Genomic DNA, 14,295 nt, shown 5'->3' with positions numbered 1-14,295 from the left:
TCAGGCACTCAGTTGCTCAACGGTGTCTGTGGGGAGGTAACGGCCTTTGTCGTTTACTTCAACCCGGGCGGCGGCAATGCTTGGGTCGTGTGTGAAAAAGAGACGTCCTTTTCGGGCGGCCAAATCAGACAGCAAACGTCGTTTTTCGTCGATCAGCATTTCCGGGTAGCGGTCATACCCCATGGTAATGGGCACATGAACCCAGGCGGTGCCGGGGATCAGATCGGCGGCAAACACCAACGGACCGTCATCGGTGTTGATTTCTGTGAGCAGCATCCCCGGCGTATGTCCATCGCTGAAATGGAAACGGTATCGATCCCCCAGGGTGGCGGAGCGGGTACCCTGAATGCGTTCGAGCCGGCCGCTGTGTTCCAGTAGGTCTGGTAGCGGTGCAATGAAGGATGCCCGGTCACGTGCATGCGGACTGATCGCGCGTTGCCAGGCGGCTTCGCTGACGATAATACGGGCGTTCGGAAAAGCCAATGTCAGTTCTTCATCCGGCTGATAGGCCGATAACAGTCCGCCTGCATGATCAAAGTGCAGGTGAGACAGCACAATGATGTCGATGTCGTCCGCGGACAGTCCCAGCGCCTGAAGCGATTGAATGAGACAATGTTCGGTTTCCTGGACGCCAAAGCGGTCTTTCATTTTCGGATCGAAAAATGCCCCGACGCCGGTTTCGAAGAGAATGTTCCGGTCTTCTTCCTGAACCAGCAGGCAGCGACACTGCAGATGGATGCGGTTTTCTTCATCACAGGGATACCATTGTGACCACATGGCCTTCGGGGCGTTGCCAAACATAGCGCCGCCATCTAGTTTCTGTGAATTGCCCAGTAGTGACGTCAGTTTCATAGCGTGTCTCTTCATTCTTGTTATGACTGTGAAGCCTGATTACTCAGGGTAGCCTGTGGATGGTTTCTATCTCAGCGCACCGTATGAACGGCACCGTTGATAGGTCACAGGCGTGTTGACTTGATAAATACCCTAGAATGAAACGAAAACCCCGCCAAGGGGCGGGGTGGATTTAGTCTGAGCGGGTCTGTCAATGAACACTGACGCAATCGGTTTGCGGGTCAGTTGTCTTTAATTCGCCGCCGGGCTTCTTCGAACAGTTTTATCTTCGGATCACCTGGCGCCTGCCACTTAGCTAAACGCTCATCGATGGACTCCAGAGCCGTAGCAATACGTTCGAGAACGGCCGAGTTCTGAAGATTGCCCTGGCCGCGAGTGTTATGACCGGTATCGCGCTGACCTTTTTTGGTGCGCACAATGTCATCAGTCGACACCAGCAGTTCATCGCGAATTTCATCAATGTCCGACCCGATAAGGTGTTGACGATCTTCGGCAAAAGCGCACAACAAAAGGCCGTCACAGATTTTGTTAATCAGGCGGGGAATGCCGCCCGAGTTTTCGTGTACAACCCGGATGATGCTTTCAGGAAACAGGTCCTGATTTTGTATCCCGGCGACCGTCAACCGGTGGTAGATGTAATGTTGAGTATCTTCGAAAGAAAGCCCTTCCAGATGGAAGAACAGCTTAACCCGCTGAGTGAGCTGAGGAATGCCGGCAATCTGATCTTTTAACTCAGGCTGCCCCATCAGAATGACGCGCAGAACCGGACCATTGGGTCCTTCCATGCCAGCCAGCATGCGAATGTCTTCGAGATTCTCATGACTGAGGTTTTGCGCTTCATCGATGGCCAGCAAGACCGGTTGGCCACGGCTGGCCAAAGCCCTCAGGTGTTCGTTAATGGCAAACAGCATGGTGACCTTATTGCTGTCGGTCAGACGAATGCCGGCCTGTTGCATGATCAGCTGGAACAGATCATCGCCCTGAAGATTGGTGTAGGCAATGTGAAACAGGGTGACGCTGTCTTTGATATCCGAGATCATTTTTTTTAACAGCGTGGTTTTACCGGATCCGATCTCACCACTGATCACCACAAACCCTTCCGGACTCCAGACGGCGGAATCCATGAACACAAAGGCGCGCGAGTGCTGACGCGACATATAGAGAAAATCTTCCTCTGGGGCCATGCGGAATGGGTGACGATCAAATCCGAAGTGCTCTAGATACATGATTTGCTCTCAACGGTCTGTGGGTTATAAACGCCACAAAGGGACGTTTTGCTGGCGAAACGCGTCTCTGTCCAGAATCGCCTTCACATCATACACGCCCGCGCCGGGTTTCAGCAGGGCTTTATAATCGGCCGCACTGGTTTCACGATATTGACGATGTGCAACGCAGACAACGATACCATCCAGTTCAGTCAGTTCAGATGCATCAACCAGGCGAATACCATATTCATGTTCCGTTTCCTGACTGTTGGCCTGTGGATCCTGAACCAGGACATCGATGCCCCAGCTCTGCAACCCGCGAATCACATCAATGACCTTTGAGTTGCGAATGTCCGGGCAATCTTCTTTAAAGGTAATGCCCTGAATCGCCAGACGTGCACCTTTGACCGGCTGGTCAGCAGCGATCATCTGCTTGACGATTTGTCCAGCCAGGTACTCGCCCATGCCATCGTTAATCCGGCGGCCAGCCAGGATGACATCCGGATGATAGCCCAATTTTTCGGCTTTGTGAGTCAGATAATAGGGGTCGACGCCGATGCAGTGGCCGCCTACCAGACCGGGACGGAAGGGCAGGAAGTTCCATTTGGTACCCGCGGCTTCCAGCACCTCAATGGTATCGATCTCCATGTGGTTGAAAATAATCGCCAGTTCGTTCATCAGCGCAATGTTCAGGTCTCGTTGTGTGTTCTCAATGACCTTGGCCGCTTCGGCCACTTTAATGCTGCCGGCACGGTGCACGCCCGGTTTGACCACGGATTCATAAACCGCAGCAACAATGTCCAGAACTTCCGGGGTCTGGCCGGACACAATTTTCAGAATGTTGGTAAAGGTGCGTTCTTTATCGCCCGGGTTGATCCGCTCCGGTGAATAGCCAACAAAGAAGTCGACACCACAGGTCAGCCCTGATGTGCGCTCGAGCACAGGGACACAGTCTTCCTCCGTTGTGCCCGGATACACCGTGGATTCGTAGACAACAATGTCGCCTTTTTTCAACTGAGGGCCCAGGGTTTCGCTGGCCTTGATCAGTGGCGTCAGATCGGGCTGTTTCGAATCATTAATCGGAGTCGGCACGCCGATAATGTGGAAGTCCGCCTTCTGCAGGTCGGTGGCATCATCGGTGAAAAGGACATTTGCTGAACGCAGAGCATCAGAAGAAACTTCCAGTGTATGGTCCAGGCCATCTTTCAGTTCGGCAATACGCTGCGCGTTAATGTCGAATCCAACGCTGAAGGACTGCTGACCGAAGGCGACGGCCACCGGGAGTCCAACGTAGCCGAGGCCGATGACGGACACGGTGCGGTTATGTGAAGCGGTCATAGGGTTTTCCTTAATGTAGGCAGCGGCCCGCGGCGTTACGCCAGCCGGACAAGATTGCTTTCCAGGTTTGTATAGCGCTCAGTCGGCAGATGGCTTTGCAGGCTTTCAGTCAGTGTACTGAACTCAAAGTCATCAATCAGTCGATTCAATCGCGCTTCGCAACGGTGCAGGTTGGTGTAATGCCGGAACCGGGACAGCCAACTGGCGTTATTGAATCGGGGTTGATCCGGATCGATTTCCCAAGGGTGCAGGTAAAAGATCTTAGGTGTTCGGTTGTTTTCGCTGGCCAATCGGAACAGATAACGAAATACCAGGTAGGGGAACTGACGGAAATAACCGCCACCGGCGGCTGGGATGGACAGACCAAACGCCTTCGCCGATGTGATTGGAAACTCAGTCAGTGTCTGTCCGGAACGGGTCTGAATGGTATAGGGCTCACAGGGCGTGTCCGGAATACCGTAGTTATCGTGGTAGATCGGAAAAATACTGGAGTCCCAACGAAATCCAAGCTCGGCCAGTATGTCCAGAGCCCAGAGCGATTTGTTGGTGATCGAATAACTGGCTGCCCGATAGCCTTCGACAGGTTTTTGGATAATCGACTCGAGAATCTCTTTCGAACGCCGGGTTTCCTCGCGAAAAACTTCCGGTGATTGACGATAAATAAGTTGATGACTGTAACCGTGGGAGGCCACTTCATGGCCGGCATTAGCAATATCTCGGATTAACTCAGGTTCACGTTCGGCCACCCAGCCGAGGACAAAGAAGGTTGCGCGAATCTGCTTTTCGTTAAATAAATCCAGTAACCTGCGGGTATTATCGACCACGCGTGATGGTTGACGATCCCATTGATTAGGGGGAACAACGCGACTCAGTGCGGCGACATGAAAATAGTCTTCAACATCAATCGTCATCGCGTGAATCGCTGATGTTGCTGAGTTCCGATCCGTGGAGTTCAACATTTTTACATCCTGTAACAGTTTTGGCTCAGTGGAGTACTGAGTGAGATAACAGACAGAATTTTAACGCCATTTCTCGGTGTTTGTATAGCAACGGTTTCGTGATTGGCCCTGAAGGCCCGGATAAATCAAGGTGGCGGCGCCACTGAACGATGATCAGGATCGGGTTCATCCCCGATGCGCACAAGCGTTGGTCATGACACATCAGTATCCGCGCGGTTACGAACAATGACCGATAGCCTGTTCTGCCCGGTGCAACGCTGATATTAAAGGTGTCCAGTCCGTCGATATAAAGGCCGTTGACGCTCACAGCACTTGTAGTTTGCGGTCTTAGGGCGCAGAATATCTCGGACAATTCGATACCCGGTGGCAGGATGCCGTCACCAAAACGCATTGCAAGGAAGCTATTGTGTCTTATATCCGCATTCGAAAACATTATCTGCATGTGCCCTATGTTCTGTTGGGCGCATTCGAGTTTTTTCTTCTTTTTTGTAGCTTTTACATTGTTGGCAATGTCCAACAGTGGCTCAATGTCGTTCCCGAAGCTCATATTGCCCTGAATCCGGAAATCGCGCTGGTTTATGCCTTTTTGTTCAGCTGTGGTTCGCTGGCCATGGGCGTGTACCTGGCTTTGATGCGTGAAGGCTTTTTGGCGATGTTTTTCCGCACGCTGGTGGCTTACTGCTTTTTGGGTGCGTTAGCCGTGACCATCCTGTCGTTTGTCTGGCCCGCATTGGACTTAGGCGGGAGTAACCTGTTCTGGGTGGTGATGGTGTCGACCGGCATGACGCTGTCGGTGCGTAAAGTCTTCAGCCAGTTGGTGGATTCTGACCAGTTGGCCCGTCGGATTGTGATTCTCGGAACCGGTGAACATGCTCGCCAGCTGCAAAGTGACTATGAACGCAATAAACGGGGCTTGAGTATTCGTGTACTGGGCTATGTAGGCGATGCCGACCAAGCCATCGATCCACGCTATTGCATGACGACCCCGGATGACTGGTTGGCTTTCTGCCGCACCAATCGGGTTTCCGAAATCGTGGTGGCGCAGCGCGAACGCCGGCAGTCGGATGGCGGCCATTTCCCTATGCAGGAGCTGATTCGCTGTAAACTCGGCGGGGTGGAGGTAACGAACGCATTAAGCTTTTATGAGCGCGAAATGAATCAGGTTAAGTTGGATATCCTGCAACCCTCCTGGATCGTATTTTCCGACGGCTTCCGTGTCTCTCGCTCCCGCGATTTTGCCAAACGGCTGTTTGACCTAGCCGTCAGTGTTCTTCTTGGCATCATTCTGTTGCCATTTGTTCTGTTAGCGGCCTTGGCCGTTTTCTTTGAGACCGGTCGGCCAATTCTGTATTCGCAGGTACGCACAGGGTTCAATGGAAAGCCCTTTAAGATTTATAAAATCCGCTCAATGCGTCAGGACGCCGAAAAGGGTGGCAAGGCGGTCTGGGCGAAAGCGAACGATTCCAGGGTGACTCGCGTAGGGGCCTTCATCCGTAATACCCGTCTGGATGAGATCCCACAGCTGTGGAATGTGATCCGCGGAGATATGAGTTTTGTCGGACCGCGGCCCGAGCGGCCGGAGTTTGTCGAACAGCTGGAGCGCGACATTCCCTTTTATACGCATCGGCATGCGGTAAAACCCGGGTTAATGGGTTGGGCACAGTTGAATTATCCCTATGGCGCGTCGGTAGAGGACGCCAAAGGGAAGTTAGAATACGATCTGTATTACACCAAGAACCACAGCTTTGTCATGGATCTGTTGATTATGATTCAAACCGTGGAAGTGGTTCTTCTTGGTAAAGGAGTGCATTAACCATGAGTAAGACACTACGCCTTTTGGCTCTTGGTTTGGTATCGGTTCTGGTGTTCGGTTGTGCCAGTCGGGGTGTTGATTCGATTGCCCAGCCAGAGCGGACTTATAAACAGCAATCTTATGTCATTGGTATATCCGATCAGCTGACCATCGATGTATGGCGGAATCAGGATCTGTCGCGCAGTGTCATCGTTCGACCGGACGGGTTCATTACCATGCCACTTATGGGTGATGTTCGGGCGGAATCGCGCACACCGGAAGCCCTGGCGGAAGTGATCAGCGTGGCGCTGCGCCAAGTGATCAAAACGCCGGAGGTTACCGTAACGGTCACTAACCCGGTCAGCATCGCCTATCAATACCGGGTTCGGGCAATGGGACAGGTCAATCAACCAACGTCCATTGCTTTTGTTGAGGGCATGACCGTGATGGATCTCGTTCTGGCTGCCGGTGGTGTTTCCGACTATGGTGCAGGGAACCGGGCGATTTTAAATCGTGAAACCGATCAGGGAACTCGGGAGTATCCGGTCTTTCTGGACGACATCCTGAATGAGGGCGACATTCGCACCAACTATCTGTTGCAGCCCGCCGATATTCTGACCATCCCTGAAAAGAGCATCTGGAGAGGGGAATTCTGATGGATCCAACAAATATCCGGGAATTTCTACACGCCTGTCTTGTTGAGCTGTTGCGCTATCGCTATATCGTACTCGGGGCGTTTGTTCTGCTGTCGGCCGGAGTGTTGACCGCTGGTTACATGATGCCGAAAAACTATACATCTCGCGTGATACTCTACGCCGACGTGACCAACATTATTGGTGGCTTATTGGAAGGCCAGGCTGAAATCACCAATATTGACCGCTCTAAAGAGGCCCGGGACACGATTTTTACGGATCGGATTTTACGCGCCGTGGCCATCGATGCCGGTTTTGCCGATCCGGATAAAGCCGTGGCGACCTTGCGCTCAAAGATGAAAATTTCAGCCAACGGCGACTACGTCAACATCAGTTATACCTCCAGTGACAGAGACCAGTCTTTCAATGTAATTGATGCGGTCACCCGCAACTTTCTCTCTGAAACAACCCGTAAAAAACGAGAAGAATCGCAAAGCGCTTTTGAGTTTATTGATGCTCAGGTTGTGAAATACAAACAACAGCTTGAAGCCGCAGAGAGTGCGCTGAAAGACTTCTCTGCACAGAATATCGATATTACCGAAGCCAGTGTGGCCGAACGCGTGACCCGGTATAAAGATGCCATACAGGTGCTCAGGCTGGAAATTCAGGACAACGAATCGCGTCTGGCCAGTTATGAAGCAGAACTGCGCTCAGAACCTGAGTTTCTGGAAATAGAAACAGAGCGGGCTCCGAGTTTCCAAGAGCGGCAGTTGGAAGGGTTTGAACAGCAGCTTGCGGATTTGCGTTTAACCTATTTGGATACCCACCCTGACATTATCAGTCTGAAAGACCAGATCGCGGCACTGGAAGCTAAAGTCGCGGCTGATCGCTCTGCACAGCAAGGTGAGCGTAATGTCACGCAGGTAGAAAACCCGGCATTCACCAGCCTGAAAGAGCTCATCAGTGCGGAACGCGCAGATCTCAGAGCGCGCCAGAATCGCTTGAGTAATACTGAACGATTGCTACAGGCTGAATTGTCGAATGCCGAAACCGTGGCGGAAAAACAGGCCACCTATAAAGAGCTGACGCGGGACTACGATGTCACCAAAGATGTCTATGAAGATATGTTGCAGCGTCGTGAAAGTGCTCGTTTGTCGATGACGCTCGATATTGAAGGCCAGGGGGTGTCATACAAGGTCCACGAACCGGCATCCTACCCTTTGCAGTCGGATGGCTTACAACTTACTCATTTTGCGGCGATTGGTCCGGTCCTCGGACTGATGCTTCCATTAGGCTTGATTGTGGTCATGGTCCTGCTCGATCCACGCGTGCGATCCGCCAGTTATATGGAAGACCAGTTGCCAAGCCACGTACCCATGATCACCGCAATCCCCATGTACGACAGTATGGTGAGTGAAGTGGCCAGTCGTCGCAGTCTGATTCTGATTGGCCTGCTGCTGGTTTTATATTTGTCGATTTATGGTCTGTTCAGTGCCGGAACATCAGCATTGCAGGCCTTGGGTCTGAGTATCTGAGTTTAACTCCGGGAGTATTCTGTGGATCAGAGTAAGCTTTATAAAGCCTTTGAGCGCAACAAGACCCAACGCAGTCTCGAGACGAAAGCGGAAACGCAGACGTCGATGGTAAAAACCAAACCTAAGACTGGCACCCAGGTGCTGAATGACCTGTTGCCGTCAGACACCCTTTTGACGCGTGAAGGTTCCGTTAAGGACATTCGTAACCCCAACCCATTATCGGCTTCTGTCATGAAAAAAAATAAACTGGTGTATTCCGGCATGAAAAACCGGGCGGTTTTGAATGCCTATCGGGAGCTTCGGATTAAACTCCTCGATGAGCATGAGTCGGGAAATATTGCGGTCCTGATGTCTTCGGTGGATGCAAAAGACAGTTCGATTGTGACGGCGATGAACCTTGCCATTTCGTTTGCGTTGGATGTCAGCGCGTCCGCGTTGCTGGTGGATTGCAACCCATATGGCACAGACCTGCAAAAACTGGTCAGTGCCAAATTAGAAGCGGGCATCACTGACTATGTACTGGATCGGGAAATCGGTTTGGAGAACATTATCTACCCGAGCGGTATTGATCGTGTCAGTGTGATACCGGCTGGGCACAATCCCTTATCAGCCGTTGAGCAGTTCTCATCGCGCACGATGCAGGAACTGATTTATGAACTGAAAAACCGTTACAGTGACCGGTTTATTGTCATTCACGCGCCTCCGGTATTGTCCAGCAGTGAAGCGCGGGTTCTGACTAAGTACTGTGATCGTTCGGTCCTGACAGTGCCCTATGGGCGAGCAGCCATTGATGCTATTGAAGACTGTGTGGAGGCCCTCGGGGCCGCGAACGTTTCAGGGGTTGTGTATCAACAGTGATGAAGGCAGGTTCAGCGATCGTCCAAAGCATCGCCGGGATGGTTTTAGCGGCGAATGCGGCAGCTCAACTTTCCATTGAGCCGCAGCTGGACGTCGGTGTATCAGGAACCGATGAAGCCGTATCCGGGTTTTTGATACCAGCGTTATTACTGGATTACCAACACCCATTGATTACCGTAAACAGCTCGATAAATGGCAACTGGACCGCCGGTCTTGATCAGTCACCAACACTTGAGTCCTGGCAAAGTGCCAATGCCGTAGATCTGTTTGCGACGAATCGGTTTTATGAACTGGGCTTTTATCAGCAACACCGCCAAAGTGAAGACCCTGTTGCTTCAACAGAAAGGATTCAGGACTCAGTCGGTGTGACCACGGCGGTGGTACACCCCCTATCTGAAACGTTGTTGCATCGGGCTGCATTGTCTTGGGATTACACTCGCCTGGACGCGGAACCGCAGGCGGTAACTGAAGTTCAGCGAGTGGACCTTAGTTATGCATTGACGTGGCGGGTTTCGCCTGATCAAACTCAGAGCCTCGATCTTTCCGGTCGACTGACAGATGCCGATCAGCAAACGCTCAGGCTGGGTTGGCAGTTTGGATATCGTCTGAGCGATACCGAGCTGTCTGCGGCACTGAACTACAGTTTAACAAGAACTCCCGAAGGCGATGATGACGGCATTGAGGGCAGCTTGGGAATGCAGCGGCCAGTCTGGATCGGTGATCTGGCCTTGCAATGGCGTCGTTCGATTCTGGATTCTGTGACGGCACTGACAATTGATGGTGTTGATGTGCAAGCTGATCAGTCGTCGTTGGTGACGGTCAACCAGATCATTACTGAGTTCAGTAATATCCGCACGGGCGATCGCAGTCAGGCATCGGTGGGTTTTACACAAACCCAGACGTCTACCCGGTTATCCGTCGCACAGCTTTCTGATCTACAGGAACAAACCAATCGGGTTATAAGCCTGGGGTGGTCTGTGCAAGGGCGAGGCGAGACCCTATATTCGATCGGATATGATTACTCGCAAAATGATGTGTCGGATCGTCATCAGTTTGGTGTTGACTATCAGACTTCATTGAACCCGCAGTGGGCATTCACAACGGGTGGCGATTACCGCTGGCCGGGATCAGAAAACATGTATGAATGGCGATTGGGACTGACCTATCGGCCATAACACAGGGAAAGACGTGCCGGTTAGCATAAAGGCAAGGTGGCGGCACACACAAACAGGGATGAGTTATGATCAGTAATGCACTGCAATACTTTGAACAATCTGCTGAACGATACCCGGACAAGCCAGCGGTTCGGTGTGCAGAGGATGTAATTTCTTATCAGGCGTTGAATGAACGTGCAGTCGCCTTGGCAGCGCACCTGTCTCATTTTAAGCGGCCGCAGGATGCATTTGTCCCATTCGTGATACCGAAGTCCATAGAGGCTATCTGTGCGTTATTGGCCATAATGAAAAGTGGTCAGGCTTATATTCCGATTGATACCAACAGCCCGGCGGCTCGGTTAGCGTCCATTGTTGATGCGGCTTCAGCCGGTGTTGTACTCGTTGTTGACGAGACCGAAGCGATGGTTCGCCAAGCATTGACAAATTCTGACTGTCAGATAGTGAATGTACAGAAGTTGCCATCGACGGCACCAGCGTTTGTGCCTCCCGATGTACTGTCTATCGACCTGGCGTATGTGTTGTTTACGTCCGGCTCAACTGGAGTGCCCAAGGGCGTAATGATCCCGCACCGGGCAATTGTCGATTATATTGATTGGTGCGTTGATAACTATGGCATCAACGCTGACGATCAGGTTGCTAATCATGCGCCGCTTTACTTTGATAATTCGACCTTCGATATTTATACAGCATTCAAGGCCGGTGCCACGTTGCATTTGGTACCAGAGTCTTTGAATGCGGTGCTACCGAGAATGATCAAATGGTTGAACGCGAGTCAGATCAGCGTTTTCTTTTGTGTCCCATCCGTGTTGACGATGTTGCTGAAATCGCGACGTCTCAAAGAGGATTCGTTCCCAGCACTGCGCCACATACTCGCGGCTGGTGAGGCATTGCCGCCTCAGGTGCTTCGAGAATGGATGCTGCTGTATCCGCACATTACCTTTACTAACATGTATGGACCGACCGAAATTACGGTCGATTGCAGTTTTCACACCTTTACTGAGATACCCGAGGTCGACTGTACCAGTGTGCCCATCGGCAAACCGCGGCATAATATGAGCCTGTTTGTCAGAACAGAGTCTGGCGAGTTACTTTCTGAACCCGGTGCTCGCGGTGAACTACTTGTTCGTGGTAATGCGGTTTCCTATGGTTACTTGAATGACCCGGATAAAACCTCAGCCGTCTTTATTCAGAACCCCAATCATAATCTGTATCCGGATGCTCTCTACTGTACCGGTGATATTGTCGATATTGATGCTGACGGTAACTTTCATTTTATTGGCCGCAAAGACAATCAGATAAAGTACCTCGGCTATCGGATTGAACTGGGTGAGATTGAATCCCGACTGTTGACCAATGAGAAACTATCGGAAGTGGTTGTGGTTTTTGGTCAGTCTATTACCAATGGCGATGATTTTATTGGAGCTCTGATCAAACCCACGGAGACGTTGGAACAAAGAGAGTTAACTTCCATTATGCAAACCTTGCTACCCCCTTATATGATACCGACGGTGGTTCGTTATTGTTCTGATGACATGCCTCGTACACCTAACGGAAAATACGATCGGAAACAGACACTGCAGCTGGTTAAGGAACTGTCATGATTCGTGTGCTGTTGACCACCATGATTGCGATGTTTCTGATGACTTCGTGCGAGTCGTCGGACAGTATGGTGCTTCGAGATCCGATGTTTGACGAACATGCAGAAAAGCGCATGCCATTGCTATTGGCCAATGACCGTCAGTCTGAGGACGTCGACTTGGTGCTGCTGGGAGACAGTCATTTTGAGTTTATGGACATCGAACAATTACCGGTACCCGCGATAAACCTGGGGATTCGTGGCGATACTGTATATGCCATTCGACAGCGCATGAGCGATTATCAGACCGTTCGGCAAGCCGACATTATTGCTTTGAGCCTCGGCACAAATAACGTAGCTCAAAACGTTTCCAACCGAACAACCGTTAAGCAGATTCAGGAGCTGACCGATCAGTATCCGGAGAAGACTTTTCTTTTAGCTTTGTTAAACCCCTTGTCGCGCGACAAAGGGTTTAAGGGCTTTAATGAAGAATTACTGGATTTGAATCGACGCCTTCAGAAGGTCTATGCTGATAGCGAGCATGTCCGCTTAGTTCCACCGATGGCGCCGATGGAAAGCTCAAGTTTCTACCTCAACTCTGAATTTTACCAAGACGATGGTATTCACTTCAGCCCATACGGTTACCAGCAATGGCTGACACAGTGGCAGCCCGCTTTTGAGTCGGTTTTTTAATCGGCGAGGCATCGGTAAAGGCCGATCGGATAACTCTTATTAGCTCGTCACGGTCGGCTGTGGTGGTAAAGGTATGATCGCCGTTGATCAGTTGCAACCAGTGCATCTGACTTTGCCGACCCAGCTGTTTAAGCTGAGCCCCTCCTTTAGCTTCAAGAATCTGTTCCCCCGGCTCATCGGGTGAGAAGATAAAGTAAAGTGACTGTGCAGCGTTCAGGAAAGTACGACAATCCTCTACAAACCTATTTTGAGTTTTATCACCAGATCGAACTAAACGTTTCAGTATTGAGAATGCCCGCGTAACCGCGACTTCGGCAATGCGTGCCCATTTCGACGGCGATTTCAGCAGATTGAGCCAAGCGTGGACATTGGTTGCCTGCTGCCGATGATAGTGCGCTTCATGCTCATCGTTGTTTTTTTCCGGTTGCCAGGCATCGTCCCCCTCAGCCCAGTACAGCGTATTAGGATTGACCAGGAAAATATTGCCCAACGAATGAAGGGGATGTTGGCGGGTCAGGTACTGGAAGCAACTGTGGGCTCCGGCGCAGATGCCAAACAGCGAAGGGCGCTGATAACCCTCGTTGGTTAGTGCAGAAACCACCTGTCCGACATCTTCACCAGCATGCGAACAATAGGCATCAGTACGGTTATCGTTCGGCTGGATACCACTGTTGCCCAGGTGTCGAAGATCAAACCGCATGGCGGCGATGCCTTGTTGGCAGAGTTCACGAGCCAAACGGGTATGAAGTCCGTTAGGGCCACAATGATGACCGGAGCCGGTATTGGGAATGACGAGGCAATCCTGTATCGATGAGGGCTCATTCGGTTCAGATAAAATGCCAAAGCCAGTCCATGGCCCATATTTAACCACACGCTCTCGCCATTGATCCGAAATCAGCTCAGGTTGCGACAGCCGGTCAACATAGCCGGACGTTGCCGGATTATTCAGTAAGGTTTGAACAATGCACTGCATATCGGTTTCCGGCGGGGTGGACAACTCTGCCTGTCGTGCCATCGCGCGAAGTTCGGTCGAGACAACCGAAGAAAAGGGTATGTTCTGCTCTTTTAGCGCCGTTTGATACGCCAGACGTTTGGCTTCCGGACTGTGAATGGTAAATACGCTGGTGCACGCCGATGGTGAGAGCTGAGTCATCGCTAGCGTTTCGATGCTCTCAACTTCGGATTGGGCCAGCGGATATCCGCCGGCGGTCAGAGTATCGTGATCCGGCGAGACCCTCATGGCGTGATCAATTAACTGAAAATCGCGAATAAGGGCTTTACCCTGAGTATAGGGATACCAAAAAAATAAATGGTTCAACGGGCTGCCATTGGCAACCTCTATCGCCGGTAGGGACGCACTTCTGAGACAAATAAGTGATGGCGGTGTACCGCTTTTATCACTCAGGGTTTGTATCATTTGTGTTAGACATTCCTGTGCGCATTGCAGCCATTGCGGCTCGGGTAAGCGACCCGTGCTGTTACCGTACCCTGGCCAATCGAAACTTATTGTACTAAAGCCTGCCTGAGCCAATTGAAAACACAGCTTTCGTATCGACGCTTTACAATGCATATATTCCGGCCCGAAGGGTGGGGCAATAATAACGTTGCCTCGACTGTTGCCGTTTTCAGGCAAGAACTCCGATACGAAAATAGAATGTTGGCCAGCGTTTACCCAACCGT

Annotated in this window: 12 protein-coding genes; 7 read left to right on the top strand and 5 right to left on the bottom strand. The window is 51.4% G+C overall.

Going from position 1 to position 14,295, the window contains the following annotated elements:
- The 4 genes from MED297_RS10275 to MED297_RS10260 form a co-directional block, all read right to left on the bottom strand.
- Positions 1 to 852: an MBL fold metallo-hydrolase gene (locus tag MED297_RS10275; RefSeq protein ID WP_008044662.1), complete on the bottom strand. Its 852-nt coding sequence runs from the start codon at positions 850 to 852 to the stop codon at positions 1 to 3.
- A 221-nt stretch (positions 853 to 1,073) separates the two neighbouring features.
- A complete protein-coding gene (locus tag MED297_RS10270; protein WP_008044659.1) occupies positions 1,074 to 2,078 on the bottom strand; it encodes an ExeA family protein in 1,005 nt (334 codons plus the stop codon).
- Between the two features lie 24 nt (positions 2,079 to 2,102).
- A complete protein-coding gene (locus MED297_RS10265) occupies positions 2,103 to 3,395 on the bottom strand; it encodes a nucleotide sugar dehydrogenase (RefSeq protein WP_008044657.1) in 1,293 nt (430 codons plus the stop codon).
- Between the two features lie 35 nt (positions 3,396 to 3,430).
- Positions 3,431 to 4,354, bottom strand: coding sequence for an XrtA system polysaccharide deacetylase (locus MED297_RS10260; protein ID WP_008044653.1), 924 nt, complete (start codon positions 4,352 to 4,354; stop codon positions 3,431 to 3,433).
- 406 nt (positions 4,355 to 4,760) lie between these two features.
- Here MED297_RS10260 and MED297_RS10250 point away from each other — a divergent pair, with 406 nt between their 5' ends.
- From MED297_RS10250 to MED297_RS10220, 7 genes are all read left to right on the top strand, one after another.
- Complete coding sequence (locus MED297_RS10250; RefSeq protein WP_040556968.1) at positions 4,761 to 6,167, top strand: TIGR03013 family XrtA/PEP-CTERM system glycosyltransferase; 1,407 nt, start codon at positions 4,761 to 4,763, stop codon at positions 6,165 to 6,167.
- Positions 6,168 to 6,169: 2 nt separating this feature from the next.
- Positions 6,170 to 6,802: an XrtA/PEP-CTERM system exopolysaccharide export protein gene (locus MED297_RS10245; RefSeq protein WP_008044649.1), complete on the top strand. Its 633-nt coding sequence runs from the start codon at positions 6,170 to 6,172 to the stop codon at positions 6,800 to 6,802.
- The gene (locus MED297_RS10240) at positions 6,802 to 8,313 is read left to right on the top strand and encodes an XrtA system polysaccharide chain length determinant (RefSeq protein ID WP_008044648.1); all 1,512 of its coding nucleotides are present in this window, start codon (positions 6,802 to 6,804) and stop codon (positions 8,311 to 8,313) included. The genes MED297_RS10245 and MED297_RS10240 overlap by 1 nt, the downstream gene beginning before the upstream one ends.
- Before the next feature lie 21 nt (positions 8,314 to 8,334).
- On the top strand, positions 8,335 to 9,171 hold the full coding sequence (locus MED297_RS10235; protein WP_008044647.1) for a CpsD/CapB family tyrosine-protein kinase: 837 nt from the start codon (positions 8,335 to 8,337) through the stop codon (positions 9,169 to 9,171).
- Complete coding sequence (locus MED297_RS10230; protein ID WP_008044646.1) at positions 9,171 to 10,346, top strand: TonB-dependent receptor; 1,176 nt, start codon at positions 9,171 to 9,173, stop codon at positions 10,344 to 10,346. The genes MED297_RS10235 and MED297_RS10230 overlap by 1 nt, the downstream gene beginning before the upstream one ends.
- A gap of 65 nt (positions 10,347 to 10,411) precedes the next feature.
- Positions 10,412 to 11,947 (top strand): amino acid adenylation domain-containing protein, encoded by a 1,536-nt coding sequence (locus tag MED297_RS10225; RefSeq protein ID WP_008044645.1) that lies wholly within the window; start codon positions 10,412 to 10,414, stop codon positions 11,945 to 11,947.
- Positions 11,944 to 12,615, top strand: coding sequence for a GDSL-type esterase/lipase family protein (locus MED297_RS10220; RefSeq protein WP_008044643.1), 672 nt, complete (start codon positions 11,944 to 11,946; stop codon positions 12,613 to 12,615). The genes MED297_RS10225 and MED297_RS10220 overlap by 4 nt, the downstream gene beginning before the upstream one ends.
- Here MED297_RS10220 and MED297_RS10215 read toward each other — a convergent pair.
- Entirely contained in the window at positions 12,551 to 14,032 is a 1,482-nt protein-coding gene (locus MED297_RS10215; RefSeq protein WP_008044641.1) for an alpha/beta fold hydrolase, read from the bottom strand. The two genes, MED297_RS10220 and MED297_RS10215, sit on opposite strands and share 65 nt — an antisense overlap.
- Positions 14,033 to 14,295: the final 263 nt, after the last annotated feature.

The sequence above is a fragment of the Reinekea blandensis MED297 genome (assembly GCF_000153185.1).
Taxonomy (GTDB): Bacteria; Pseudomonadota; Gammaproteobacteria; order Pseudomonadales; family Natronospirillaceae; genus Reinekea; species Reinekea blandensis.
Note: the sequence above shows the minus strand (reverse complement) of the source record. Positions and strands in the feature narration are given on the sequence as shown.